The 25437-nt window shown below is 68.6% G+C and carries 24 protein-coding genes and 2 tRNA genes; 12 read left to right on the top strand and 14 right to left on the bottom strand.

Annotated features, from left to right (window positions below):
- The first annotated feature begins 19 nt into the window (after positions 1-19).
- A complete protein-coding gene (locus OAW74_RS14040; protein WP_262875009.1) occupies positions 20-937 on the top strand; it encodes an ABC transporter substrate-binding protein in 918 nt (305 codons plus the stop codon).
- Between the two features lie 49 nt (positions 938-986).
- Here the strand turns inward: OAW74_RS14040 and OAW74_RS14035 are convergent, their stop codons facing one another.
- The 10 genes from OAW74_RS14035 to dnaA all read right to left on the bottom strand — a co-directional run bounded on the left by OAW74_RS14035 (position 987) and on the right by dnaA (position 11762).
- Positions 987-1628 (bottom strand): SDR family oxidoreductase, encoded by a 642-nt coding sequence (locus OAW74_RS14035; protein WP_262875008.1) that lies wholly within the window; start codon positions 1626-1628, stop codon positions 987-989.
- Between the two features lie 30 nt (positions 1629-1658).
- Positions 1659-1731, bottom strand: a tRNA-Ala gene (locus OAW74_RS14030).
- Between the two features lie 12 nt (positions 1732-1743).
- A tRNA-Ile gene (locus tag OAW74_RS14025) sits at positions 1744-1817 on the bottom strand.
- A gap of 72 nt (positions 1818-1889) precedes the next feature.
- The gene (locus OAW74_RS14020) at positions 1890-2291 is read right to left on the bottom strand and encodes a DUF3566 domain-containing protein (protein WP_262875007.1); all 402 of its coding nucleotides are present in this window, start codon (positions 2289-2291) and stop codon (positions 1890-1892) included.
- Complete coding sequence (gyrA, locus tag OAW74_RS14015; protein ID WP_262875006.1) at positions 2288-4864, bottom strand: DNA gyrase subunit A; 2577 nt, start codon at positions 4862-4864, stop codon at positions 2288-2290. The genes OAW74_RS14020 and gyrA overlap by 4 nt, the downstream gene beginning before the upstream one ends.
- 42 nt (positions 4865-4906) lie before the next feature.
- A complete protein-coding gene (gene gyrB / locus OAW74_RS14010) occupies positions 4907-6946 on the bottom strand; it encodes a DNA topoisomerase (ATP-hydrolyzing) subunit B (protein ID WP_262875005.1) in 2040 nt (679 codons plus the stop codon).
- 125 nt (positions 6947-7071) lie between these two features.
- Positions 7072-7581 (bottom strand): DUF721 domain-containing protein, encoded by a 510-nt coding sequence (locus OAW74_RS14005; RefSeq protein ID WP_262875004.1) that lies wholly within the window; start codon positions 7579-7581, stop codon positions 7072-7074.
- Positions 7574-8737 carry a DNA replication/repair protein RecF gene (gene recF, locus OAW74_RS14000; protein ID WP_262875003.1) on the bottom strand — a complete coding sequence of 388 codons (1164 nt, stop codon included), beginning with the start codon at positions 8735-8737 and terminating at the stop codon, positions 7574-7576. Before recF ends, OAW74_RS14005 begins: the two co-directional genes overlap by 8 nt.
- A 38-nt stretch (positions 8738-8775) precedes the next feature.
- The gene (dnaN, locus tag OAW74_RS13995; RefSeq protein WP_262875002.1) at positions 8776-9927 is read right to left on the bottom strand and encodes a DNA polymerase III subunit beta; all 1152 of its coding nucleotides are present in this window, start codon (positions 9925-9927) and stop codon (positions 8776-8778) included.
- Between the two features lie 401 nt (positions 9928-10328).
- Entirely contained in the window at positions 10329-11762 is a 1434-nt protein-coding gene (gene dnaA, locus OAW74_RS13990) for a chromosomal replication initiator protein DnaA (RefSeq protein WP_262875001.1), read from the bottom strand.
- Positions 11763-12068: 306 nt separating this feature from the next.
- Here dnaA and rpmH point away from each other — a divergent pair, with 306 nt between their 5' ends.
- The 10 genes from rpmH to OAW74_RS13940 all read left to right on the top strand — a co-directional run bounded on the left by rpmH (position 12069) and on the right by OAW74_RS13940 (position 18534).
- Complete coding sequence (gene rpmH / locus OAW74_RS13985; RefSeq protein WP_248242477.1) at positions 12069-12206, top strand: 50S ribosomal protein L34; 138 nt, start codon at positions 12069-12071, stop codon at positions 12204-12206.
- Positions 12207-12214: 8 nt separating this feature from the next.
- Positions 12215-12550 (top strand): ribonuclease P protein component, encoded by a 336-nt coding sequence (gene rnpA, locus OAW74_RS13980; RefSeq protein WP_262875000.1) that lies wholly within the window; start codon positions 12215-12217, stop codon positions 12548-12550.
- Positions 12547-12897, top strand: a complete 351-nt coding sequence (gene yidD / locus OAW74_RS13975) for a membrane protein insertion efficiency factor YidD (protein WP_262874999.1) — start codon at positions 12547-12549, stop codon at positions 12895-12897. Before rnpA ends, yidD begins: the two co-directional genes overlap by 4 nt.
- A gap of 3 nt (positions 12898-12900) precedes the next feature.
- Positions 12901-14028, top strand: coding sequence for a membrane protein insertase YidC (gene yidC / locus OAW74_RS13970; RefSeq protein ID WP_378734077.1), 1128 nt, complete (start codon positions 12901-12903; stop codon positions 14026-14028).
- A 39-nt stretch (positions 14029-14067) separates the two neighbouring features.
- Positions 14068-14571 (top strand): Jag family protein, encoded by a 504-nt coding sequence (locus tag OAW74_RS13965; RefSeq protein WP_262874998.1) that lies wholly within the window; start codon positions 14068-14070, stop codon positions 14569-14571.
- A gap of 115 nt (positions 14572-14686) precedes the next feature.
- Entirely contained in the window at positions 14687-15310 is a 624-nt protein-coding gene (rsmG, locus tag OAW74_RS13960; protein ID WP_262874997.1) for a 16S rRNA (guanine(527)-N(7))-methyltransferase RsmG, read from the top strand.
- Between the two features lie 410 nt (positions 15311-15720).
- Complete coding sequence (locus tag OAW74_RS13955; RefSeq protein WP_262874996.1) at positions 15721-16035, top strand: GIY-YIG nuclease family protein; 315 nt, start codon at positions 15721-15723, stop codon at positions 16033-16035.
- Positions 16036-16240: 205 nt separating this feature from the next.
- Positions 16241-17191 (top strand): ParA family protein, encoded by a 951-nt coding sequence (locus tag OAW74_RS13950; protein ID WP_316250229.1) that lies wholly within the window; start codon positions 16241-16243, stop codon positions 17189-17191.
- Positions 17191-18174, top strand: coding sequence for a ParB/RepB/Spo0J family partition protein (locus OAW74_RS13945; RefSeq protein WP_262874995.1), 984 nt, complete (start codon positions 17191-17193; stop codon positions 18172-18174). The genes OAW74_RS13950 and OAW74_RS13945 overlap by 1 nt, the downstream gene beginning before the upstream one ends.
- Before the next feature lie 18 nt (positions 18175-18192).
- The gene (locus OAW74_RS13940) at positions 18193-18534 is read left to right on the top strand and encodes a tryptophan synthase subunit alpha (RefSeq protein WP_262874994.1); all 342 of its coding nucleotides are present in this window, start codon (positions 18193-18195) and stop codon (positions 18532-18534) included.
- 71 nt (positions 18535-18605) lie between these two features.
- Here the strand turns inward: OAW74_RS13940 and trxA are convergent, their stop codons facing one another.
- The 4 genes from trxA to OAW74_RS13920 form a co-directional block, all read right to left on the bottom strand.
- Entirely contained in the window at positions 18606-18929 is a 324-nt protein-coding gene (trxA, locus tag OAW74_RS13935) for a thioredoxin (RefSeq protein WP_262874993.1), read from the bottom strand.
- Between the two features lie 60 nt (positions 18930-18989).
- Positions 18990-19976, bottom strand: a complete 987-nt coding sequence (trxB, locus tag OAW74_RS13930; RefSeq protein WP_262875296.1) for a thioredoxin-disulfide reductase — start codon at positions 19974-19976, stop codon at positions 18990-18992.
- Between the two features lie 94 nt (positions 19977-20070).
- Complete coding sequence (gene murJ / locus OAW74_RS13925) at positions 20071-21672, bottom strand: murein biosynthesis integral membrane protein MurJ (protein ID WP_262874992.1); 1602 nt, start codon at positions 21670-21672, stop codon at positions 20071-20073.
- A complete protein-coding gene (locus OAW74_RS13920; protein ID WP_262874991.1) occupies positions 21669-23780 on the bottom strand; it encodes a DUF6049 family protein in 2112 nt (703 codons plus the stop codon). Before OAW74_RS13920 ends, murJ begins: the two co-directional genes overlap by 4 nt.
- Before the next feature lie 107 nt (positions 23781-23887).
- On the opposite strand from OAW74_RS13920, the gene OAW74_RS13915 reads away from it, so the two are divergent.
- Positions 23888-25414 (top strand): DUF7059 domain-containing protein, encoded by a 1527-nt coding sequence (locus tag OAW74_RS13915; protein WP_262874990.1) that lies wholly within the window; start codon positions 23888-23890, stop codon positions 25412-25414.
- Positions 25415-25437 lie beyond the last annotated feature (23 nt).

Genomic DNA, 25437 nt, shown 5'->3' with positions numbered 1-25437 from the left:
CACAACCGGAGGTACGCATATGTCCACAGCACGCACCCGACTCGCCATCGGCGCCGCCGGCGCTCTCGTCGCCGCTCTCGCCCTCGCCGGCTGCAGCTCGTCCGATCCGCTCGGCACCGGCTCGACGGAGTCGGAGGGCACAGGCGAGTCCCGCACGATCGTCATCGGCTCCCAGGACTACTACTCGAACGAGATCATCGCCGAGATCTACGCGCAGGCGCTCGAGGGCGCCGGCTTCACGGTCGAGCGCAACTTCACGATCGGGCAGCGCGACGCCTACATGCCGTCGATCGAAGACGGCACCATCGATCTGTTCCCCGAATACACCGGCAACCTGCTCCAGTACTTCGACCCCGAGACCACCGCCACGACATCAGACGATGTCTATGCGGCACTTCAGGACGCTCTGCCCGACGGCATCACGGTTCTCGACCAGTCGCCGGCCACCGACCAGGACTCGTACAACGTCACGGCGGCATTCGCGCAGGAGCACGACCTCACCTCGATCGGCGATCTGGCGGGCATCGATGGCCTCGTGCTCGGCGGTGCGCCCGAGCTCGAAGAGCGCCCCTACGGTCCCTCGGGCCTGAAGGACGTCTACGGCGTCGACGTCGCCTTCGACGCGACCGGCAACACGACCGTCGATGAGCTGGTCGCGGGCAGCATCCAGGTCGCGAACGTCTACAGTGCCGACCCGCGGATCCAGACCGAAGACCTCGTGACCCTCGAAGACCCCGATGGCCTCTTCCTCGCGTCGCATGTCGTCCCGGTCGTCAGCACCGACATCGCCGATGAGATCGCCGACGTCATCAACGCCGTCAGTGCCGCACTGACCCCCGAAGGTCTTGTCGCGCTGAACGTGGAATCGACCGTCGACGAACGCCAGGCCGACGACATCGCCGCCGACTGGCTCTCCGACAACGGCCTCGCCGGCTGACCTCTCTCACGGCGCCCGTCCCGCTGAGGGGCGGGCGCCGCGGGCGCGGTCAGCGCACCGCGTCGGTGATCGGCACGTCGCCCGCGTTGAACCGGATCGTCCGGCCGATCGTCGCGGGTTCGTCGACGCACGCCGCCACGACGGCGGCCACGTCGGCGCGCGAGACGGTCTGTGCCGACGTGTCGGTGACGCTGATGCGCCCCATGGGCGCGTCGAGCGTGAGCGCCGAGGGGGCGAGGATCGTCCAGTCGAGCGCTGCGGCACGCAGGTGCTCGTCGGCAGCGGCCTTCGCCTCCGCATACGTGAAGAACGAGTTCTCGGGGTCGACACCGTGATCGGGACCCGCGCCGAAGTACGACACCATGAGGTAGCGGTGCACACCGGCCGCAGCGGCGGCATCCATCGATCGGATGGCGGCATCCCGGTCGATGGCGAGCGTGCGACGGGGATCTCCGCCCCCGGCGCCGGCCGACCACACGATGACGTCGTACCCGGCCAGCAGCTCGATGAACCCGGCCTGATCGAGGCTCTCGATGTCGGCGACGACGGCGTTCGCTCCGGTCAGCACCACGTCGGCTGCCTGGTCGGGATCGCGGATGACGGCGCCGACCTCGTGGCCGGCCTCGACGAGAAGCGGTTCGAGCAGCAGCGCGACCTTGCCGTGCCCGCCGATGACGATGATGCGCGACATGCGGGACCTCCGCTGCGAATCGAGGAGTTGTGGAGCCTAGGAGATTCGAACTCCTGACATCCTGCTTGCAAAGCAGGCGCTCTACCAACTGAGCTAAGGCCCCTGGGGTGCTGTGTGGGGCTACCAGGACTTGAACCTGGGACCTCTTCATTATCAGTGAAGCGCTCTAACCGCCTGAGCTATAGCCCCGTCTTCCGGCCGCTCCCGCGGCCGTCAACCTCCAAGACTTTACCCGACTCGCGGGGTAATCCGAAATCGAGGTCAGTTCGAGGTGAAGCCGACCAGCAGACCGCCGGTGACCTTGACCGCGAGATTGTAGATGCCCGCGATGACGGCGCCGAGCACCGTGATCACGACCAGATTGAGGATCGCGACGACGGCCGCGAACGCCATCACCTGCGGCAGCCCGAACCAGGTCGTGATCGAGGCGCCGTCGGTGAGGGTCTGGAAGAACTCGTCGACCTTGTCGATGAGACCCGTCGTCTGCACCAGCATGAACACCAGGAAGAACGACACGATCGTCACGACCGCCTGGGCGATGGCCGCAAGGAATGACAGCTTCACTGCCGACCAGAAGTCGACGTACACCAGGCGCAGGCGCACCTGCTTCGCGGTGGTCTTGTGGCTCGACTTCTTGGCGAGCTTGTCGGCTACCGTGCTCATGCGTCAGTACTTCCCTCTGTGGTCTCGGAGGCGGCCTCGGCGGGTTCGGCCTCGGTCGCATCATCGGCCAGGTTGCGCTCACCGTTCCGCGCGATCGCGATGATGCGGTCATCATCGTCGGGGCGGGCGAAGACGACGCCCATCGTGTCGCGGCCCTTGGCGGGCACCTCGGCCACGGCAGAGCGTACCACCTTGCCGCTGGCAAGAACCACCAAGACCTCGTCGTCCTCGGCGACGATCAGACCGCCCGCCAGGTCGCCCCGATCCTCGTTGAGCTTGGCCACCTTGATGCCCAGGCCCCCTCGTCCCTGCACGCGGTACTGGTCGACCTCGGTGCGCTTGGCATAGCCGCCCTCGGTGACCACGAACACGTAGGCATCGTGCCGCGCGACGGATGCCGAGAGCAGGCTGTCGTCTTCGCGGAACGACATGCCCTTCACGCCGCTGGTGGATCGGCCCATCGGACGCAGCGCGTCGTCGGTCGCCGAGAAGCGCAGCGACATGCCGTGCCTGCTGATGAGAAGGATGTCGTCGTCTTCGTTCACCAGCAGAGCGCTGACGACCTCGTCGTTGACCAGCTCGTCGTCTTCGCCTTCTTCGCCTCGGAGCTTGATCGCGATGATGCCGCCCTGGCGGTTGGAGTCGTACTCGGTGAGGCGGGTCTTCTTGACCAGACCCGCACGGGTCGCGAGCACCAGGTAGGCAGCATCCGTGTACTGACGGATCGCGAGCACCTGTGCGATCTCTTCATCCGGCTGCAGCGCGAGGAGGTTCGCGACGTGCTGACCCTTCGCGTCGCGACCGGCCTCGGGCAGCTCGTACCCCTTGGCGCGGTAGACGCGGCCCTTGGTCGTGAAGAACAGCAGCCAGTGGTGGGTCGTGGTCACCAGGAAGTGCTCGACGACGTCGTCTGCGCGCAGCTGCGCACCCTTGACGCCCTTGCCGCCGCGGTGCTGTGAGCGGTAGTTGTCGCTGCGCGTGCGCTTGATGTAGCCGGCGCGGGTGACGGTGACGACGACCTCCTCTTCTGGAATGAGGTCTTCCATCGACATGTCGCCGTCGAATCCGTGCAGGATGTGCGTGCGGCGCTCGTCTCCGAAGCGGTCGACGACGCCCGTGAGCTCATCGGAGATGATCGTGCGCTGGCGCACCGGCGAAGCGAGGATGTCGTTGAGGTCGGCGATGCGCAGCTCGAGCTCGGCTGCCTCGTCGATGATCTTCTGGCGCTCGAGCGCGGCGAGGCGTCGCAGCTGCATCGACAGGATGGCGTCAGCCTGATCGTCGTCGATCTCGAGCAGCTCTTTCAGCCCCTCGCGCGCCTCGTCGGCGGTCGGCGACCGACGGATGAGGGCGATGACCTCGTCGAGGGCGTCGAGCGCCTTGAGATAGCCGCGCAGGATGTGCATGCGCTTCTCGGCCTCGCGCAGACGATAGGCCGTGCGGCGCACGATGACCTCGACCTGGTGGGTGATCCAGTACGAGATGAAGCCGTCGAGCGGCAGCGTGCGCGGCACCCCGTCGACGATCGCGAGCATGTTCGCGCCGAAGTTCTCCTGCAGCTGGGTGTGCTTGTAGAGGTTGTTCAGCACGACCTTCGCGACGGCATCGCGCTTGAGCACGATGACCAGGCGCTGGCCGGTGCGATCGCTCGTCTCGTCGCGGATGTCGGCGATGCCCGAGAGCTTGCCGTCGCGGGCGAGGTCGCGGATCTTGGCGGCGACGTTGTCGGGGTTGACCTGATAAGGCAGCTCGGTGACGACCAGGCACGTGCGGCCCTGGATCTCTTCCACTCCGACCACAGCGCGCATCGTGATCGAGCCTCGACCCGTGCGGTACGCCTCGCGCACGCCCTTCGTGCCGAGGATCTGCGCACCGGTCGGGAAGTCAGGCCCCGGAATGCGCTGCATGAGCGCCTCGAGCAGCTCGTCGCGCGTCGCATCGGGGTTCTCGAGCGCCCACAGCGCACCGTCGGCCACCTCGCGCAGGTTGTGCGGAGGGATGTTGGTGGCCATGCCGACGGCGATGCCGACGGAGCCGTTGACCAGCAGGTTCGGGAAGCGCGCCGGCAGCACCGACGGCTCCTGCGTGCGCCCGTCGTAGTTGTCCTCGAAGTCGACCGTCTCCTGGTCGATGTCGCGCACCATCTCGAGGGCGAGCTGGGCCATCTTGGTCTCGGTGTACCGGGGGGCCGCGGCGCCCATGTTGCCCGGCGATCCGAAGTTGCCCTGGCCGTCGGCGAGCGGATAGCGCATCGACCACGGCTGCACGAGACGGACGAGGGCGTCGTAGATCGCCGAGTCGCCGTGCGGGTGGTACTGACCCATGACCTCGCCCACGACGCGGGCGCACTTCGAGAACGCCTTGTCCGGACGGTAGCCGCCGTCGTACATGCCGAAGATCACGCGGCGGTGCACGGGCTTGAGGCCGTCGCGCACGTCGGGCAGCGCGCGCCCGACGATGACGCTCATCGCATAGTCGAGGTAGCTGCGCTGCATCTCCAGCTGCAGATCGACCTGGTCGATGTTGCCGTGGTTGTAGCCGGCGGTGGGATCGGGCCGTTCGTCGTCAGTCATGTCTTCTCTTCCGTTCGTCGCGGGTCCTGGTCAGCCTTCGGGCTAGATGTCCAGGAACCGGACGTCCTTCGCGTTGCGCTGGATGAACCCGCGGCGGGCCTCGACGTCTTCGCCCATCAGCACCGAGAAGATCTCGTCGGCTGCGGCGGCGTCGTCGATGGTCACCTGGCGGAGGGTGCGGGTCTCGGGATCCATCGTGGTCTCCCACAGCTCCTTGGCGTTCATCTCCCCGAGGCCCTTGTAGCGCTGCACGCCGTTGTCTTTCGGGATGCGCTTGCCGGCGGCCAGGCCGTCGGCGAGCAGCCCGTCGCGTTCGCGATCGCTGAAGACGTACTCGTGGGGAGAGTTCGACCACTTCAGCCGGTACAGCGGCGGCTGCGCCAGGTAGACGAAGCCGGCCTCGATGAGTCCGCGCATATAGCGGAACAGCAGCGTCAGCAGCAGCGTCGTGATGTGCTGCCCGTCGACGTCGGCATCTGCCATCAGCACGATCTTGTGGTAGCGGGCCTTCTCGACGTTGAAGTCCTCGCCGATGCCGGTGCCGAAGGCCTGGATCATCGCCTGGATCTCCGCGTTGCCGAGCGCCCGGTCGATGCGGGCCTTCTCGACGTTGAGGATCTTGCCGCGCAGCGACAGGATCGCCTGGCGCTCGGGGTCACGGCCGCTCACGGCCGAGCCGCCGGCCGAGTCGCCCTCGACGAGGAAGATCTCGCTGATCGAGGGATCCTTGCTCGTGCAGTCCTTGAGCTTCTCCGGCATCGAGGCCGACTCGAACACGCTCTTGCGCCGAGCGGTCTCGCGCGCCTTGCGCGCGGCCATCCGTGCGGTGGCCGCGTCGATGGCCTTCATGATGACGCGCTTTGCCTGAGCCGGGTTGCGGTCCAGCCAGTCGGTGAGCTGATCGCCGACGACCTTCTGCACGAATGCCTTGGCCTCGGTGTTGCCCAGCTTGGTCTTGGTCTGGCCCTCGAACTGGGGCTCGGAGAGCTTGACCGAGATGACGGCGGTGAGCCCCTCGCGGATGTCTTCGCCGGTGAGGTTGTCGTCCTTCTCTTTGAGCAGGCTCTTCTCGCGCGCGTACTTGTTGATGTAGGTGGTCATCGCCGCACGGAAGCCCTCTTCGTGGGTTCCGCCCTCGTGCGTGTTGATCGTGTTGGCGAAGGTGAAGACGTTCTCGGTGTAGCTCGTCGTCCACTGCATGGCCAGCTCGAGCGAGATGTGCCGCACGGTGTCTTCGGCCTCGACCTCGATGATCTCGTCGTTGACGACCTCGGCCTTGCGCACCTTGTTGAGGTACTCGACGTAGTCGACGAGACCGCGCTCGTAGTGGAAGTCGTCGTGCGGCTGCTGCTCGACACTGGTGCCGTCGGGACCGTCGACGATGTAGGTGGAGCTCGGGCGCAGATCCTGCAGGGTGATCCGAAGCCCCTTGTTGAGGAAGGCGGTCTGCTGGAAGCGCGTGCGCAGGGTGTCGTAGTCGAAGTCGATCGTCTCGAAGATCGAGTCGTCGGGCCAGAACGTGATCGTCGTGCCGGTGTCGTCGGTGGCCTCCTCCTGCGCCAGAGGCGCCTGGGGCTGCCCGCCGTCGCGATACGTCTGCCGCCACGCGTGGCCCTGTCGCTTGACCTCCACGTCGAGGCGGGTCGACAGGGCGTTGACGACCGAGGATCCGACGCCGTGCAGACCTCCCGAGACGGCATATCCGCCGCCGCCGAACTTGCCGCCGGCGTGCAGCACCGTGAGCACGACCTCGACGGTCGACTTGCCTTCGGTCTTGTGCATGTCGACCGGGATACCTCGGCCGTTGTCGACGACGCGGATCGCTCCGTCTTCGAGGATCGTGACGGCGATGGTGTCGCAGAAGCCCGCGAGCGCTTCGTCGACCGAGTTGTCGACGATCTCGTAGACCAGGTGGTGGAGTCCGCGGGGGCCCGTCGAGCCGATGTACATGCCCGGACGCTTGCGCACGGCCTCGAGGCCCTCGAGCACCTGGATCGCGTCTGCGCCGTACTCGGCTCCCGACGGCTTCGGTGCGTTCGGCTCGTGGTCTTCGGGAGCGCTTTCAGGGTTCGCAGACGTCATAAGTTTCCAGCACTCCACATCGTTCAGACCGGGGGTCACTCAAGTCTATCAACCGGAGGCCTCCGCGCGGCCCTTCCGCGCCCCTGTGGCGCGATGGAATTCCGTCGGAGGGTCCAGGACGTGTCTCAGCCGTAGGTATCGCGCGGGCCCCGGCCTGGAATGGCTCTGGGACCCCATTTCCAGGAGGGGACGTCAGGCCCGATGAAACGGATGCTCTCGACCCCTGCTTCGGGGAACCTCCGGATGATCTCCGACAGGATCTGCGCGCGCATGATCTGCAGCTGCTTCGCCCACGCCGTCGAGTCGGCCTGAACCGTCAGCGTTCCGTCGGTGAAGGCCACCGGACGCGTGTGCTTCGCCGTGTCGGCGCCGGCCACCTCGTCCCACGTGCGCACGACGTCTTCGCGGGCGAGGGCGGACTCCCAGCCCGCCTCCCTCGTCACGCTCGCGAGCACATCGCCGAGTCCGCGCGGGTCGCGACCCGCGGTGAACGGCTGGTGCTCGTCGTCGACGGCGCGCCGCTTCCGGCGGCGGAAGGTGCGTGCCGACGGGGCGAGTCCCCGCAGGCGCAGGTACGTGCTGACCGTCTCGGGGACGGCGTCCGCCGCGCCCTCGCCCGGCTGCGGGTCAGGCATCGGTCTGCTCCAGAATGCGACCCGCCTCCACGCGCACGACCTGCGCGCGCAGCGCCTCGGGCACGTCGGCTTCGACCGCGGCCGTTACGATGACCTGCTCGTAGTCGGCCGCGAGACCCGCCAGCCGCTGCCGACGATCGGCGTCGAGCTCGGCGAAGACGTCGTCGAGGATCAGGATGGGGTCTCCCAGCGGAGAATCGGCCCGCAGCAGCTCGGCCGAGGCGAGTCGCAGAGCGAGGGCGACCGACCAGGACTCCCCGTGCGACGCGTAGCCCTTCACCGGCAGTCCGCGCACCCGCAGCAGCAGGTCGTCGCGGTGGGGTCCGACGAGCGTGAGCCCTCGCTCGAGTTCGGCGCCGCGTCTGGCAGCGAGCGCCGCACGGAAGAGGCCCGCGATGTCGGCGGTTGCAGCATCCGTCGTCTGCGCCGTCGAATCGTCGCCGTCTTCGGCATCGGCACCGCCCACCGAGAGCACCCACTGCGCCTCCGGCCGATGGTCGGCGCCGGCGATCGCGGTGTACGCGTGGGCCAGGGGGGCCGACAGCTCGTCGGCGAGTGCCAGCCGGGCCCGGATCACCTGGGTGCCGAGGTCGACCAGCTTGTCGTCCCACACCTCGAGGGTCGACAGCGCCTCGCCGCGGATGCCGCGTGCCCTGGCCGACTTGAGCAGCGCTGTGCGCTGCTTGAGCACGCGGTCGTAGTCGGCGAGCACCGCTGACATGCGCGGCGAGCGCTGGATCAGCAACTGGTCGGCGAATCTGCGTCGTGCCGACGGGTCGCCGCGCACGATCTGAAGGTCTTCAGGGGCGAACAGCACGACGGCCGCGTACCGGGGCAGTTCGGCGGTCTTCACGGCGGCGCCGTTGACGCGCGCTTTGTTGGATCCCTGGCGATTGACCTGGGCCTCGAGCAGCACGCGGCGTTCGCCATGGCCGAGCCGGGCCCGCACGATCGCGAACTCGGCTCCGTCGCGCACCATCGGGGCATCGGCCGACACCCGATGCGAGCCGAGCGTCGCGAAGAACGCGATCGCCTCGGCGAGATTGGTCTTTCCCTGCCCGTTGCGGCCGACGAACACGTTGGGGCCGGCACCGAGGGCCACATCGGCTGCCGCATAGTTGCGGAAGTCCACGAGGCTCAGGTGCTCGACGATCACCGCACAAGCCTAATGACCGATGCCGACACGCCTTCCCGTCAGCGCAGCAGCAGGTTCGGCTGCAGCAGGTAGCGGAACGACTGCTCGCCGCCCTTGTCGACCGAGGTCTGCGGTGTGATCAGCACGGGGCTGAGCTTGTTGGCGTTGTCGCTGGAGGTGAAGGTCACCCGCACGAACTCGCTGCGCACGGCGCCGAGCGACTCGGTGAGGTACTGCGGGTTGAGCCCGAGGGTGACGTCGTCACCGGTGAGCACCGCGTCGACCGACTCGGAGGCACGTGCCTGCTCGGTGCCAGACGCATCCATCGAGACTCCGTCGGAGGTGAAGGTGAACCGCAGCGGCGCCGACCGGTCGAGCACGAGCGAGACGCGCCGCACCGCCTCGACGAGCTCGGCGGTGTTGACGACCGCCTGGTGGTCGGTCTGCTCGGGGAACAGACGCCGCACCGGCGGGAAGTTGCCCTTGATCAGCAGCGACGTGACGGTCTTGTTGCCGGCGGTGAAGGCGATGATCTCGCGGTCGCCGCTGCCGGAGAAGGCGATCGAGATGTCGCCGGAGTGCGCGAAGGTCTTGCCGACCTCGGTGAGCGTGCGCGCCGGAACGAGTGCGGTGAGCGTCTCGCCCGACGCGGCCGCGCCGCCGTCCCACGGGATCTCGCGCAGCGCGACCCGATAGCGGTCGGTGGCGACCAGGCTCAGCGTCGTGTCGCTGACTTCCAGCTGCACGCCGGTGAGCACGGGAGTGACGTCGTCGCGCGAGGCCGCGAACGCGACCTGGGCGATGGCGGTGGCGAAGTCCTCGGCGGGGACGAGTCCGGAGTGACCCGTGACCTCGGGGATCGCCGGGTATTCCTGCACCGGCATCGACGCGAGCGTGAATCGGGCGGAGCCGCACGTGAGCACGACGGCTCCGTCGTCGTCGACCTCGATCTGGATGGGGGCGTTGGGCAGACGGCTCGCGATCTCGGAGAGCAGGCGGCCGTGCACGAGGATCGTGCCCTCGTCGTCGACCGTGGCCTCGATCGTCGTACGAGCCGACGCCTCGTAGTCGAAGGCCGAGAGCGACAGCCCGGAATCCGATGCCTCGATCAGCACGCCGGCGAGGATCGGCTGCGGATTGCGCTGCGGCAGAAGCTTGACGACGAACGACACAGCCTCGCTGAACACATCGCGGTTGACGTGGAACTTCACGGACGCTCCCTTGACATCGAGCTGGGGTCTCCCATGCTAGTGCCCGTCATGCCGTGCGCCCCAAGGGCGGCTCGTTCGCCGTCGAGGTGATCGGGCGGGGTCTTCATGAAGAGATCTCTGTCATGTTGTTAACAGCTGTGGAAACTGTGGATAACTGTCGCGATCCCAGTCGCGACAGGGAAACTACATCGTTGTGAGATGTGGACGTGCTGCGGAGGGGATGCGGACGGCCCTTGTCGATGCGAGGGGGCTCTTCCACAGCCGAAGGCGTGTCGTTCACAGGTTTCCGCAGCATCCGCGAGTTATCCACAAGTTTTCCACACTGTGAAGAACGCACATGATGGGGCCACCGCCGAGCCGCTGTCAAGGACTTTCTGCGGCATGTGTCGCGGCGATGCGGGTCAGCGGCCGGTGCGGCCCAGCTGCGTGGTGATCTCGGTCACCTGGTTGTAGATCGAGCGGCGCTCCTTCATGAGGTCGCTGATCTTCTTGTACGCGTACATCACGGTGGTGTGGTCGCGGTTGCCGAACAGCTGCCCGATCTTGGGCAGTGAGAGGTTCGTGCGCTCACGGCAGAGGTACATCGCGATCTGCCTCGCGATGGCGACGGCCTGCGAGCGGCTGGAGCCGTAGAGGTCGTCGACGGTGAGCTTGAAGTAATTGGCCGTCGCCGTGATGATGTCGGTCGGCGAGATGACGTTCGCGTCGTCCTGATCGACGATGTCGCGCAGCACGGTCTGGGCCAGCGACATGTCGAGCTCGGACCTGTTGAGGCTCGCGAACGCCGAGACGCGGATGAGGGCGCCCTCGAGTTCACGGATGTTGCTCGAGACGACGGTCGCGATGTATTCGAGCACCTCGTCGGGGATGTGCAGTCGCTCGCTCTGCGCCTTCTTGCGCAGGATCGCGATGCGGGTCTCGAGGTCGGGGGCCTGAACGTCGGTGATGAGACCCCACTCGAAGCGGCTGCGCATGCGGTCTTCGAAGCCCGTCAGCTGCTTGGGGGGAAGATCGCTCGTGATCACGACCTGCTTGTCGTGGTCGTGGAGCGTGTTGAACGTGTGGAAGAACGCCTCCTGCGTCTCGGCACGCCCCTGCAGGAACTGGATGTCGTCGATCAGCAGGATGTCGACATCGCGGTAGCGGGCCTGGAAGGCGGAGCCGCGGTTGTTGGCGATCGAGTTGATGAAGTCGTTGGTGAACTCTTCGCTCGAGACGTAGCGGACGCGGATGCCGGAATACAGGCTCATGGCGTAATCGCCGATCGCGTGCAGCAGGTGGGTCTTGCCCAGGCCGGAGTCGCCGTAGATGAACAGCGGGTTGTAGGCCTTGGCCGGAGCTTCGGCCACGGCGACGGCGGCCGCGTGCGCGAAGCGGTTCGACTGCCCGATGACGAAGTTGTCGAACGTGTACTTGGGGTTGAGCCGGGTGTCGCTGCGCGAGATCGGCAGCGGGTCGGCGGTCTCTTCGAGCGGAGACCGCGGTGCGGGTGCCGGAACGGGCGCCTCGATCGGCGACTGCACCGGGATCGGAGCCGTGAGGTGCGAGTCTGCGAGGTCGGGGTTGACCACGACGCGGAAGGTCGCGGCCGCGTCGCCTTGGAGCAGCGGCTCGACGCGGGAGAGCGCTTCGAGAATGGGCGCGCGCATGCGCTTGTTGATCTGCGCGGCGGTCAGGTCGTTGGGGACGTCGAGGTAGAGCGTGCCGCCCATGACGCCCTGCGGCACGGCGAGACTCAGGAACCCCTGCAGCTGCGGAGTGACGCGCTCGTCGGCGTCGAGTTCGCGGAGCACGGCGTCCCAGACGGGGACGTCGGGAAGTTCCTGGTGTGACATGGTCCCCCCGGGACGAAAGTGCACGCCTCTGACCGACGTCGCGGGAGCGTGCAGCCTGTGGATAACTGCCGGAGCAACGCTAGTCAGCGCGTGCCGAAGGAGCAAACTCCACTGTAGATCCGGGCCGCGTGTCACTTCCAGAGACTGTTCACAGGCTGGGGATAATGTGCACGCCGGCGGTCTCGTTTTGAGTATTCCGCTTCCTCGACGTACCCTTAATCGGTTGACCTGTGCCCTATGGCCGGTCCCTGAACGTCGTCTCCGGCCGAGCGTCCCGGTGACATCCTGATCCGGAAGTGATCCCTCATGAGCAAGCGCACCTACCAGCCCAACAACCGTCGTCGCGCCAAGAAGCACGGCTTCCGCGCCCGCATGCGCACCCGCGCCGGCCGCGCCATCCTCTCGGCACGCCGCGCCAAGGGCCGCACCGAGCTCTCGGCCTGAGCCGAGCGGTGCTCGCTCGGCCGCACCGACTCACCCGCGGATCGGAGTACAAGGCCGTCGTCCGCCGGGGCCGCCGCTGTGCCGCGCCGAACACCGTCACCTACGTGGTCTCCACGTCCGATGCGCGTGACGCGCGCTTCGGGTTCATCGTGAGCAAGCAGGTCGGCTCGGCCGTCGTGCGCAACACGGTGCGCCGTCGCCTGAAGGCGATCTGCGCAGAGTCGCTGCCCGGCGTGCGCAGCGGATCGGACATCGTGATCCGTGCGCTCCCCTCGGCGGCCACCACGCCCTTCGCAGATCTGCGCGAAGAAGTGCAGCGGTGTCTCGTGCGGAGAAGCGCATGAGTGTTCTTCCGTCGACCGCACTCGGCACGGCCCGATTCGATCCCTCCGACGCCGTGCGCAGCATCCCTCTGCTGCCGCGCAATGCGCTGCTCGCCGTGCTCCACGGCTACCGCGCCACGATCTCGCACACGTACGGCGACGTGTGCAAGTACTTCCCGTCCTGCTCCGCGTATGCGGTCGGGGCGGTTCAGCAGCATGGCGCGGTGAAGGGCACGGCGATGGCCGCCGCCCGGCTCGCGCGGTGTCATCCGTGGGCACAGGGCGGCGTCGACGACGTTCCCGCGCACGCGCACTTCCGGCACGACCTGACCAGACACGGTTTCGTCGTGCCCTCCCGAAAGGACTGATCCGTGGGCTTTGACCTTCTGCTCGCCGCCACCCCGTCGCCGACGGCGACGGACGCGGCGTCCGGTGGCGGCTTCGACCTGTTCAGCACGATCCTCTGGCCGCTGAAGTGGCTTGTCGAGCTCGTGCTGGTCGCCTGGCACTGGCTGTTCACGGCCATCGGCATGCCGCCGGCCGAGGGCGCCACGTGGGTGCTGTCGATCATCGGTCTGGTGATCGTGGTGCGTGCCGCGCTGATCCCGCTGTTCGTGCGGCAGATCAAGAGCCAGCGCAAGATGATGGAGCTCGCGCCCGAGATGCGCAAGATCCAGGACAAGTACAAGGGCAAGCGCGACCAGCTCTCCCGCGAGGCGATGAGCCGCGAGACGATGGCGCTGTACAAGAAGCACGGGACGACGCCGGTCTCGAGCTGCCTCCCGCTGCTGGTGCAGATGCCGGTCTTCCTCGCGCTGTTCTACACCCTGAGTGATGTCACCAAGCACGCTCTCGCCGGCGTCGGCGGTGTCGGCGCGCTGTCGGCTGAGCTGACGAAGCAGTTCTACGACGCGAAGCTGTTCGGCGTCGCTCCCCTGCACACGTCGCTCATGGCGGCCATCCAGGAGAAGCCCTCGGGCTGGGAGGCCACGGTGGTCATCCTGGTGATCCTCGTCGTGCTCATGATCGCGTCGCAGTTCTTCACTCAGCTGCAGATCATCTCGAAGAACCTCTCCCCCGAGGCCAAGACCGGCCAGGCCTACCAGATGCAGAAGGTCATGCTCTATGTGCTGCCTTTCGCCTTCGTCTTCTCGGGCGTGTTCTTCCCGCTCGGCGTCGTCATCTACTGGTTCGTCTCGAACCTGTGGACCATGGCCCAGCAGTTCATCGTGATCCGCGAGATGCCGACCCCCGGCTCGGATGCCGCCAAGCAGCGCGAAGAGCGCCTGGCGCGCAAGGGCAAGGCGCTCGACTCGAGCGGCAAGGTCGTGCCGATGGAGAAGTACCAGGCCGAGCAGGAGCGCCTGTACCGCGAGGCCGAGGCCGCCAAGGCCGCAGCTCCCAAGCGTGAGCAGCCGATGAGCAAGCAGCGCGCCAAGAAGCAGGCACAGCGCAAGCCCGGAGCCGGGGCCGTCGGCTCTGCCGACGACAACTCCTGAGCGCCCACCGGCGTCCTCCTCCTGATCCGAAGGAACACCATGAGCACTGATTCCGCATCGACCCAGCCGCGCACCGAGCCCACGGTCGCCGACCTCGAGCACGAGGGTGACGTCGCGGCCGACTTCCTCGAGGGTCTGCTCGACATCGCCGACATCGACGGCGACCTCGCACTCGATGTGCGCAGCGGGCGGGCGTACGTGTCGGTCGAGGCGGAGGACGCGGCATCCGTCGCTGTTCTCTCCGACCCCACCACCGTGCAGGCCCTGCAGGAGCTCACCCGGATCGCCGTGCAGAACCAGACCGGGCACTTCTCGCGCCTGATCCTCGACATCGGCGGATCGCGCGATGCACGCCAGCAGGAGCTGGCCGTGCTGGTCGACCGCGCGATCTCGCGGCTCGACGAGGGTGCGTCGCAGGCGTCGCTCCCGGCGATGTCGAGCTACGAGCGCAAGCTGGTGCATGACATCGTGTCTGAGCGCGGCTTCGTGTCGGAATCGTACGGTGAGGGCGCCGACCGTCACACGGTGATCCGCCGCGGATAGTTTCACGTGAGACGGGGTGGCTCCCCTTCTGGAGGAGCCCCTCCGCACCTTCCGTTGGTCGAGTAGTGTCGCGAAGCGACGCGTATCGAGACCACCCGACTCCGAGGACCCGCAGATGCCCGACATCGAGCCCGAACCTTCCGTCGCCGCCGAGATCTTCGGCGACCGCATCGGTGTCGCTCGTCAGTTCACGGCGTCCCTCGCGGAGCATGGTGAGGAACGTGGCCTTATCGGCCCCTTGGAGCCGCCGCGCATCTGGTCGCGACACGTGCTCAACAGCGCGGCTGCCGCTCCCCTGTTCTCAGGGCGTGTGGGCGATGTGGGTTCGGGTGCCGGTCTCCCCGGGCTCGTCCTGGCGATCGCGCGACCGGATGTCGAGTGGATTCTGATCGAGCCGATGGAGCGGCGCGTGGCCTGGCTCTCGGAGCAGGTCGCAGAGCTCGGTCTTGACAACGTCGAGGTGCTGCGCGCGCGTGCGGAGGACTGGAAGCGCGGTCCGGTGCTCGATGCCGCAACCGCTCGTGCCGTGAGCGCTCTGCGTACGCTCGTGCCGATCACCGCTCCCCTGGTTCGCGACGGCGGGGAGCTCATTCTGCTGAAGGGCGCCAGCGCGGGCGACGAGATCGCTGCGGCCGAGAAGCAGCTGCGCAAGTTCAAGATCACGAACGCGCGCGTCGAGGTCGTCGGCGCTGGTCTGCTAGCAGAGCCGACTCGGGTCGTCCGGGCCACCGTCCGCTGATCCTCCACGTCCCCGTCGTTTCACGTGAAACGGCGGGTGGTCTGTTGCGACCGGTGGGCCCGACGTCCCGCTGATCGGGGAGTCGGCGCAGCCGCCGTATCGAGATCCAGGGTGGTGGTCTCGATACGCGGGCTTCGCCCGCTACTCGACCAGCGATGGGCGCCTGGTGGTTGGACCGGCGTGCGGCGCGTTTCACGTGAAACGGCTGGTGGTCTCGATACGCGGGCTTCGCCCGCTACTCGACCAGCGGTGGGGGGTATCCGGCGGGAATCCGCCAATCGGGGAGGCGGCGCAGCCGCCGTATCGAGATCACTGACACCGCTCCTCCCCTGTGGTCATGCTGAGTGAGCTCCTCCCTGATCGTGAAGGGCGCTCCTTCGCTCGACCGCCGGCTGCATAAGGCTGGGGCGATGGCATGGATGTACATCCTCGAGTGCAGTGACCGGAGCCTCTACGTGGGCAGCACTGTCAATCTCGAGCAGCGGCTGTGGCAGCACGAGGTGGGCGAAGGGGCCGAGTACACGAAGCGACGCCGGCCGGTGCGGCTGATCTACAGCGAAGAGTTCGAGCGGATCGACGAGGCCTACGCCCGGGAGAAGCAGGTTCAGGGATGGGGGCGTGCCAAGCGGTTGGCGCTCGTGCACGGTCGACTCGAGCGGCTGAACGCCCTGAGTCGTAAGCCCCCGCGGGTTCGGGGGGCGCTGCTTCCTGGGGAGGAAGGGTGACGCTCCTCTCTTGAGGGTGGAGGTGTTTCACGTGACACGGGGGTCTCGATACGCGGGCTTCGCCCGCTACTCGACCAGCGGGCGGGGACAGCGGGCGGGGACGGCGGTGGGGACGGCGGGTGGGGTAGTTCGCCGGATGCGGGGGCGGAGGGGCGGGTAGAGTGGGAGGGATGTCCGGGGGTAGGCGAGAGGAAGAGTGTTTCACGTGAAACATGCCGACAATGTCGAGCCGGCAGCATCCTCTTCCTTCTCGTACGGCGATACCCCGCTGGCCCGTGAACTGGCGGATCTGACCGCGCGGCGCAAGGCGCTGGAGATCGCCGATGTGCGACTCTCCGGGCGCACTCGGGTGCTCACCGTGTCGAACCAGAAGGGCGGCGTGGGCAAGACCACGACCGCGGTCAACGTCGCCTCGGCCCTCGCAGCCGTCGGTGCGCGCGTGCTCGTGATCGACCTCGACCCGCAGGGCAACGCCTCGACGGCTCTGGGGGTGCCCCACACCGCCGATGTGCCGAGCGTCTACGACATGCTGATCGACGAGTTCCCCCTCGCCGACATCGTGCAGACGAGCCCCGAGTCCGACAATCTGCTCTGCGCGCCGAGCACGATCCATCTCGCCGGCGCCGAGATCGAGCTCGTCTCGCAGGTCGCCCGAGAGCACCGACTGAAGACCGCGCTCGACGACTATCTCGCCCAGTCGACGGAGCGGCTCGACTTCGTCATCATCGACTGCCCGCCCTCGCTGGGACTGCTCACGATCAACGCCTTCACGGCGGCGCACGAGGTGCTGATCCCCATCCAGTGCGAGTACTACGCGCTCGAAGGGCTCAGCCAGCTGCTGGGCACGGTGCGGATGATCCAGAAGCACCTCAACCCCGGCCTCCACCTGTCGACGATCATCCTCACGATGTATGACGGGCGCACCCGGCTCGCCCAGCAGGTTGCGGAGGAGGTGCGCGAGCACTTTCCGAACGAGGTGCTGCACACCGTCATCCCGCGTTCGGTGCGCGTGTCGGAGGCGCCGAGCTTCGGCCAGACGGTCATCGCCTACGATGGGCAGTCCGCCGGCGCCATCGCCTACCGCGAGGCCGCGGTCGAGATCATCCAGCGCGATACCGCCACCCACGGCGTGAGCGAGAACGAAGGGAACGCCTAGTGGCAAAGCGCAGCGGACTCGGCCGGGGCATCGGAGCCCTCATTCCCACGAGCGAGCCGTCTGAGGCGCGCCCCGTCGACGTCTTCTTCCCCGGGGCGCCCACGGCAGTGGCCGAGCGGGTCGAGAGCGGAAGCGAGACGGTCGACACCACCGAATCGGATGCCGACCTGCTCGCCGTGCCGGGCGCGCGTCTCGTGCACATCGACCCGCACGCGATCGTTCCGAATCCGCGGCAGCCGCGCACGAACTTCGACGAGGAAGACCTCGCCGAGCTCGTCCACAGCGTGCGGGAGTTCGGCGTGCTCCAGCCGGTCGTCGTGCGCGACAAGGGCGACGGCACCTACGAGCTGATCATGGGCGAGCGCCGCACCCGTGCATCGCGCGAGGCCGGACTCACCTCGATCCCCGCCGTCGTGCGCGACACCTCCGACGAGCACCTGCTGCGCGACGCCCTGCTCGAGAACCTCCACCGCTCGCAGCTCAATCCGCTCGAAGAGGCGTCGGCATACCAGCAGCTGCTCGAGGACTTCGGCATCACGCAGGAGGAGCTCGCCTCGCGCATCGGCCGCTCGCGTCCGCAGATCAGCAACACGATCCGCCTGCTGAAACTCCCCGTTCCCGTGCAGCAGCGGGTCGCGGCGGGTGTGCTCAGCGCCGGCCACGCGCGCGCGATCCTCACCCAGCCGTCGGCCGAGTCGATGCAGCGCCTGGCGGACAAGATCGTGAACGAAGACCTCTCGGTGCGCGCCGCCGAAGCCGCGGCGAAGGGTCCTGAGTCGTCCGTGCGCCCGGCGAAACCCCAGGCTGGCTCGCGACGCGCACACCTCGACGACATCGCCGAGCGCCTGGGCGACCGCCTCAACACGCGGGTGAAGATTAGTCTGACGGCACGAAAAGGCCAGATCAACATCGATTTCGCCAGCATTCAGGACCTCAATCGCATCCTCGACGAACTCGGCCAGTCGGGCTACGGCGACCTCTAGCCGACGTAGGCTGGAGGTATGACGCAGGAGACGCCCCCGCAGCGCCGGGCCAGCCTCGAACTCCTGCGCGCGGAGGCGACCGACGAGCTCTCCGTGCTCATCTACGAACGGCTGCGCGGCGGCGAGGACCCGTGGGAGTTCATGGAAGAGCTCCCGTCGGTCGACGAACTCGTGGTGTTGATGCTGCGCGCCGAGAACATCGCCGCCAATGACGGGGTGCGCCCCAACGCGTCGCGCCACTACCGGGTACTCCGCCAGATCGCCCTCGACTACCCCGAGCTCACGAAGGCCGTGTGGCGGCTGCTCGACACCGACACGCATCGACGATGGGATGCCGTCACCCGCGCAGAAGCGAGCTGACGAAGCGGCAGCCGAGCAGGAAAAAGCCCCTGACCAGGTATTCCCGGTCAGGGGCTTCGTGCGTGGAACGCTCAGCCGAGGTAAGCGGCGAGATCCTTCTCGAGGGCGAACTTCGGCTTCGCGCCGATGATCGTGGTCTCGACCTCGCCCTTGTTGAACACCTTCATCGCGGGGATCGAGGTGATCTGGTACTTCATCGCGAGGTCGGGGTTCTCGTCGACGTTGAGCTTGAGGATCGTGATCTTGCCGGTGTGCTCGGCCTGGATCTCGTCGAGCACGGGCGAGACCATGCGGCAGGGGCCGCACCACTCGGCCCAGAAGTCGACGAGCACGGGGCCGTCGGCCTGGAGCACGTCCTGCTCCCAGGTGGCCGAAGAGGTGGCGGTGGCGGTCATGGGTTCTCCTTAGGTGGAAGTCTCAGTGATGTGCAACGCCCGAGGGCGTCGGGTTGTTCCTCAGGCGGCGTCGGCCTCGTCGAGACCGTCGATCTCGGCGACGTCTGCGGCGGGCGCACCGGCCTCGCCGCGTGCGGCCAGGTAGTGCTCGACGTCGAGGGCGGCCACGGTGCCGCTGCCGGCGGCGGTGACGGCCTGGCGGTATGTCGGGTCGATCACGTCGCCTGCGGCGAACACACCCGACACCGACGTGCGCGACGAACGGCCGTCGACCCACACTGTGCCGTGCTCGGTCAGCTGCAGCTGGTCGTGCACGAGATGGGTCCGAGGGTCGTTGCCGATCGCGACGAAGACGCCGTCGAGGGGCAGTTCGGTGCGCGAGCCGTCGACCGTGCTCTCGAGCACGACGCCGGTGACGGCATCCTCACCCAGCACATCGACCACGGCGCTGTTGAAGACGAACTCGATCTTCTCGTTCGCGAACGCCCGGTCCTGCATGATCTTCGAGGCGCGCAGCTCTTCGCGGCGGTGGATGACGTAGACCTTCGAGGCGAACTTCGTGAGGAACGTGGCCTCCTCCATCGCCGAGTCGCCGCCGCCGACGACGGCGATGACGCGCTCGCGGAAGAAGAAGCCGTCGCACGTGGCGCAGTACGAGACCCCGCGGCCGGAGAGGCGCTGCTCGCCCTCGATGCCGATCTTGCGGGGCGCGGAGCCGGTGGCGAAGACGACCGACTCGGCCTCGTGCACGGCGCCGCTGCCCATCGTGACCGTCTTGACGTCGCCCGAGAGGTCGAGCGCCGTGACGTCGTCGTAGACGATCTCGGCACCGAAGCGCTCTGCCTGCTCCTGCATCTTGGCCATGAGCTCCGGGCCCTGGATCCCCTCGGGGAAACCGGGGAAGTTCTCGACCTCGGTGGTGTTCATGAGCTCGCCGCCCGCCTCGACGGAGCTGGCCAGCACGAGGGGTGCGAGGTTCGCGCGAGCCGCGTAGATCGCGGCGGTGTAGCCGGCTGGGCCCGAACCGATGATGATGACCTGACGCACTGCGAACTCCCTCATGAGCGGGCGCCGACTGCGCCCGGATGACTCAACACATGGTAACCGCGGGGCATTCCGCCCCGCCGCCCCGCGCCGTGGATCAGCCGCGGCGACCGGGGAGCAGCCGCCGCACGACGGAGGTCGCCATCGACAGCTCGGGTGCGCGCAGCAGCGCGAGCGCGCCGACGTAGACCAGCACGACGGACACGCCGATGATGCCAGCGCCGAGCACGGCGGGGAGCTTCTCCTGCGCCATCCAGCCGTCGACGCCGCCGGTGGCCTGGAAGATCAGCCCGCCGACGAGTGCCGCAGGCGCCGCCGCGACGATGAACCGTGCGAGCGCGGGCAGCCACGAGCGCAGGTGCAGGGCGCCCAGGCGGCGGCGCAGCAGCCAGGTGGCCAGCACCACCTGCACGATGCTCGCCAGCGACTGGCCGAGGGCGATGCCGGCGGCGAGGTGCTCGACGGGCAGCACCGCGCGGGCGCCGAGGGCGGTCACGACGACGAGCACGCACTGCACGAGCGTGAACCAGAAGGGGGTGCGGGTGTCGTCGTAGGCGTAGAACGTGCGCTGGATGACGAACAGCACGGCGAGCGGCACGAGGGCCACCAGGAAGCACAGCAGCACCTCTGCGGCCTGCCGAGCCTCGGCGGCGCTGTCGGTGAAGATGCGCGAGGCGGGCACGGCGGCAACGGCCAGGGCGGCGGCGGCGACCACGATGAACAGCCCCAGGGTGCGGATGCTGCGATCGATGTCGCGGCGCACCTCGTCGTCGCGGCCGGCATGGGCGTGCTCGCTGAGCTGTGTGAAGTAGGGGGTGCCGATCGAGAGCACGATGATCGAGTAGGGGAGCATGAACAGCAGCCACGCGTTGGCGGTCACCATCGCACCCGCGACGTCGGCGGCGGCCGCCGAGAGCACCCGGGACTGCACGAGACCGGCGAGCTGGCCGGCCAGCACCATCAGGAACGTCCAGCCGGCGAGGCGCCCGATGTCGGCGAGGCCGACGCCGCGCCACCGGAAGTCGGGTCGCACGCTCAGCCCCGTGCGCCGCCAGAACATGAACAGGATGCCGGCCTGCACGACGATGCCGCCGGTCGCCGTGGCTCCCATGAGAGCCACCATCTGCGGCGTCCAGTCGGAGACCGAGCGGGACTGGCCGAACAGCACGATGAAGGCGACGAAGCCCGCGATCGAGACGACGTTGTTGACGATCGGGGCCCACGTGAACGGTCCGTAGACGCGCCGGGCGTTCAGCGCCTCGCCGACGAGGGCGTAGAGGCCGTAGAAGAGGATCTGCGGCAGGCACCAGTAGGCGAAGGCCGTGGCGAGGGCCTGCTGGTCGGGGGGGAAGTCGGGGGCGTACAGCTGCACCAGCCAGGGGGCGGCGAGGGTCGCGAGCACGGCGGTGACCAGCAGCACGACCGTGCCGAGCGTGAACAGCTTCGAGATGAAGGCGCGGCCGCCGTCATCGTGGGTGGCCGCCTTGACGATCTGCGGTACCACGACCGCGCTGAGCAGCCCCGTCGAGATGATCGCGTAGATGTTGTTGGGCAGCTGGTTGGCGACGGTGAAGGCGTTGCCCGCGGCCGAGGTGGCCCCGACGGCGGAGACCAGCACGATCGAGCGCAAGAAGCCGGTCAGCCGCGAGACGATCGTGCCCGCTGCGATGAGCGTGCTCGCCCGCCCGATGCCGCTCACTCGTCGACGCTCTCGTCGGCGGAGGCCGCGGCATCCCGATCCGCGCGCCGGCGGCGCAGCGTGCGCACGACGCCGATGACCAGGAGCCCGCCCACGACGACGCCCAGGATCACGATGCCGATGCGCTCCCAGTCGGCACGCACGGTCACGTCGGCCTGCTCGACGCCGCCGATCCTGACTCCGGTGGGGCTCAGCAGCCACAGATCGACCGAGACGTCGCCGCTGCCCACCCGCGCCTGCACGGGCACCTTCACGGCCGTGTTGCTGCTCTTCGCGGCGTCGACCTCGGTCGTGGGGGCGACCTCGAGACGCACGTCGTCGGGCTCGGCGTGCAGAACGACGTTGACCGGGTAGGGCAGATCGTTGCGCACCCACACCGGCAGCGAGGCGCCCTGGCTGAGCAGCTGGATGGAGGTCGGCTCGACGATGCCGACCGAGTCTCTCGTGGCGGCATTCTGCTCGCGGTGCGCCGCGACGGCCTCGCTCCATGTGTCGTCCCGGGTCCACGAGACGGCCAGCAGCTGCAGGATCTCGGCTCGCTCCGGCCCGGTCAGCAGCGTGGGATCGTCGAGCACGGTGGCGAACTCGGTGAGACGCTGCTCGTCGTCGAAGAGCAGGGATGCCGCCTGCGCGGGGTCTTCGGAGGTCACGGCGTCGGCGAGCTCGACGTCGACGGGGCTCGCCGCCAGCACCGAGTCCAGGCCGACCGCGTCGATGCCGGGGGTGCGGGTGATCGCCGAGATCGTGGCGCCCAGCGCCACCCGTGAGCGGTCGGTCGCGCGGCCGAGACTGACCAGGAGGGGCGCGCCGTCTGCATCGGCGGCGGCCATCGTCAGCTGCGCGGTCACGGCCGTGAGGGCGGCGTTGCGGGTGGCGGAGGTGTCGTCAGAGCTCGCGGCCAGCAGTGCGCGGGAGGCGTCGTCGTCGTAGACCAGCAGCGCCGCGTCGCCGGCATCGGCACGAGCGGGCACCGTCGCGCCGCCGGCCCCGGTCGAGGTGGCCGCCGACGAGACCATCGTGACCGCATCCATCGCACCGAGCGCGGCGACGGCACCGGGGGTCGTGTCGGCGGCGGGCCAGACGATCGCGGTGTCTGTCTCGGCGCCGAGATCGAGCAGCTCGTCGAGGGTCGGGTAGTCGGGTGCCGAGGGGTCGGTCGTCGCCGACGGCGTCGGGCTGGGCGTGGCCTCGGCGCCGGTCGCGAAGTCGCCGGCCGACATGTACGCCTGCAGCGAGATCGGCTCGGCGAGCGAGTCTCTTCCCGACGCCACCTGCACCCCCGCGTCGGCATCGCCGAACTGCAGCGCGAATCGGGGGTTCGAGAGGGCCTCCAGGCGCTCCAGCCACTCGATCGCCGAGGCCGGGGCCGCGTCGCCGAGCACGCGGATCGACGCGGGTATCGCCGGATCGATCGCGAGGATGCTCAGCGTGCCGGTGACCGCACCCAGCTGCGCATCGAGCGAGCCGCCCTCGGCGGTGAGCTCGGCCAGCTGGTCGGAGGTGAGGAGCCCTGCCGTGGTCGTGGGCGCCACGATCGGCACGACGATCGCGACATCGGCCGACACTTCGTCGTCTGGCACCACGATGACGCTCGTCGACGACGCGCTGCGCCCCTCCAGCTCGTACTCCGCCAGCAGCGGGTACACCCCGGGTGCGAGGTCGTCCAGCGCGGGATCGTCGGCGTCGACCCCGACTCCAGTTCCGCTCACGTCGCCCGGTCCGACGGCCGGGATGGTCGCCTGCTCGACAGCGGCGGTCACGACGCCCGCTGTCGTGCCCGCGAGCCAGCGGGTGAGCGCGGCACGGTCGGCGAACGGCGTGGCGCCCAGCGAGAGGTCGACCTGCGTGCGGGGGACGACCGCATCCGTGCCGTTCTCGATCGTGAGCGAGACGGTCAGCGCGTCGCCCTGCTCGACGATGCCGCCGCTGACGGGCGTGAAGGTGAACTCCACGGTGCCGGAGGCGGTCGACGGACTCGGTGTCGGCGTCGCGGAATCGGCGGATGCTGCGGGCACGACCAGCGGAGCGACCGTGAGCACCGCCGCGGCGATGAGCCCGACGACGCCGGCGCGACGGCGCCGATGCGTGCCCGGGGGCGGTGAGGTCATGGTCATGAGTTTTCGCTCCTGTGCGATTCATGACCGCACGTCAGGCCGATTCTACGGGCCGAGGCCCTGCGCACCCTGGAAGCGCGGTCACAGGAGCGCGCGGTTGAATGGGTGACGTGCCTGTCGAGATCGATCCTTCGCTGTGCGGTCTGCTGGCCGCCGACCTGACCGACGCGGGGTTCACCGCCCAGAACGTGCGCGACGCGTGGGGGTCGGTCGCCGACGACGCGATCGCCCGCGGACTGCGCGCGCCGGCCGTGCGGTCGCTGGGGTCGCGCGACGACCGACTCGCGGTGCTGGCGCGCCTGTTCGTGCTGGGGATGCCGCAGCCCGAGGCCCCGGTCGCCGCGGCGCTGCCCGCTCTCGGCGTCGCGGGGCTCGTCGCGCTCGAGCTCGCCGAGGCGGCGTCCGGCACGGTCGTGCCGCGGGCCCTCGTGCGGCCGCAGGCGTTCGCCGACGCGCACGGCGACGGCCAGTGGTGGATCGCGAGCGACCTCGACGAGGCCGCACTGCAGGCGCCGCTCCCAGAAGACCATGTGCTCGGTGTGGGCGGAGCATCGCTGACGCTGGCCGCCCTGCAGCTGCCGACGCCTGCGGAGCGCGCGCTGGATCTCGGCGCCGGCTGCGGCATCCAGGCGCTGCGGGCGCGGCGGTACGCCGACACCGTCGTGGCGACCGACATCTCGCAGCGCGCGCTGCGGTTCACGCGCCTGAACGCGGCACTGAACGGCGTCGAGGGGATCGAGACGCGTGCGGGCAGCCTGTTCGAGCCGGTCTCCGGTGAGAGGTTCGACCGCGTCGTGTCGAACCCGCCGTTCGTCATCACCCCGCGGGCCGCGGGCGTGCCCAGCTATGAGTACCGCGACGGCGGCATGGTCGGCGACGACCTCGTCGCGGCGTTCGTGCGCGGCGTCGGCGAGCACCTCGAGCCCGGCGGGATCGCGCAGCTGCTGGGCAACTGGGAGACCAGGGCCGGCGTCGACGGCCTGGAGCGCGTGCGGGGATGGGTCGAGGCCTCGCCCGTGCCGCTGGACGCGTGGATCGTCGAGCGCGAGGCGCTCGACCCGCTGTCGTACGCAGAGCTGTGGATCCGCGACGGCGGCACGCTGCCGGGCTCCGACGGCTTCGGTTTGCTGGTCGACGCCTGGCTCGACGATTTCGCCGAGCGGGAGGTGACCGAGGTCGGGTTCGGCTACATCCTGCTGCGGCGCGCGGTCGGCGAGCCGACGCTGCGCCGCTTCGAGCGGCTTCCGCAGGCGATCGGCGATCAGGGCGGGCTCGGAGCGCACCTGGCGGCGTCGCTCGCGGCGCACGATCGTCTGCTCGCACTCGATGATGTGGGGCTGGCAGCATCCGCCGTGCGTGTCGCACCCGATGTGACCGAGGCGCGCCACCACCTGCCCGGCGACGAGGCGCCGACGGTGATCGAGCTGCGGCAGGGCGGCGGTTTCGCCCGCTCGCTGTCGGTCGACCCCGGCCTTGCCGCCCTCGTCGGCGCGTGCGACGGCGACCTGCCGATCGGGGTGCTGACCGACGCGATCGCGCAGCTGCTCGAGGTCGATGCCGCGGCGCTGCGTGCCGATCTGCTGCCGCGGGTGCGCGAGCTGCTGTTCACCGGCTTCCTCGTCTTCTGAGGCGTGGCGCCCGCCCGGATAGG

It is taken from the genome of Microbacterium fluvii (genome assembly GCF_025515205.1).
In the GTDB taxonomy this organism is placed as follows: Bacteria; Actinomycetota; Actinomycetes; order Actinomycetales; family Microbacteriaceae; genus Microbacterium; species Microbacterium fluvii.
The sequence above is the reverse complement of the archived record's forward strand: the minus strand, read 5'-3'. Positions and strand labels throughout refer to the sequence as shown.

Bases quoted from the DNA above. Each gene is read 5' to 3' on its own strand.
- OAW74_RS14040 (WP_262875009.1), top strand. From the start codon at position 20: ATGTCCACAGCACGCACCCGACTCGCCATCGGCGCCGCCGGCGCTCTC.
- OAW74_RS14035 (WP_262875008.1), bottom strand. From the start codon at position 1,628: ATGTCGCGCATCATCGTCATCGGCGGGCACGGCAAGGTCGCGCTGCTG.
- OAW74_RS14020 (WP_262875007.1), bottom strand. From the start codon at position 2,291: ATGAGCACGGTAGCCGACAAGCTCGCCAAGAAGTCGAGCCACAAGACC.
- gyrA (WP_262875006.1), bottom strand. From the start codon at position 4,864: ATGACTGACGACGAACGGCCCGATCCCACCGCCGGCTACAACCACGGC.
- gyrB (WP_262875005.1), bottom strand. From the start codon at position 6,946: ATGACGTCTGCGAACCCTGAAAGCGCTCCCGAAGACCACGAGCCGAAC.
- OAW74_RS14005 (WP_262875004.1), bottom strand. From the start codon at position 7,581: ATGCCTGACCCGCAGCCGGGCGAGGGCGCGGCGGACGCCGTCCCCGAG.
- dnaA (WP_262875001.1), bottom strand. From the start codon at position 11,762: ATGTCACACCAGGAACTTCCCGACGTCCCCGTCTGGGACGCCGTGCTC.
- rpmH (WP_248242477.1), top strand. From the start codon at position 12,069: ATGAGCAAGCGCACCTACCAGCCCAACAACCGTCGTCGCGCCAAGAAG.
- yidD (WP_262874999.1), top strand. From the start codon at position 12,547: ATGAGTGTTCTTCCGTCGACCGCACTCGGCACGGCCCGATTCGATCCC.
- OAW74_RS13965 (WP_262874998.1), top strand. From the start codon at position 14,068: ATGAGCACTGATTCCGCATCGACCCAGCCGCGCACCGAGCCCACGGTC.
- rsmG (WP_262874997.1), top strand. From the start codon at position 14,687: ATGCCCGACATCGAGCCCGAACCTTCCGTCGCCGCCGAGATCTTCGGC.
- OAW74_RS13955 (WP_262874996.1), top strand. From the start codon at position 15,721: ATGGCATGGATGTACATCCTCGAGTGCAGTGACCGGAGCCTCTACGTG.
- OAW74_RS13940 (WP_262874994.1), top strand. From the start codon at position 18,193: ATGACGCAGGAGACGCCCCCGCAGCGCCGGGCCAGCCTCGAACTCCTG.
- trxA (WP_262874993.1), bottom strand. From the start codon at position 18,929: ATGACCGCCACCGCCACCTCTTCGGCCACCTGGGAGCAGGACGTGCTC.
- OAW74_RS13920 (WP_262874991.1), bottom strand. From the start codon at position 23,780: ATGACCTCACCGCCCCCGGGCACGCATCGGCGCCGTCGCGCCGGCGTC.
- OAW74_RS13915 (WP_262874990.1), top strand. From the start codon at position 23,888: ATGGGTGACGTGCCTGTCGAGATCGATCCTTCGCTGTGCGGTCTGCTG.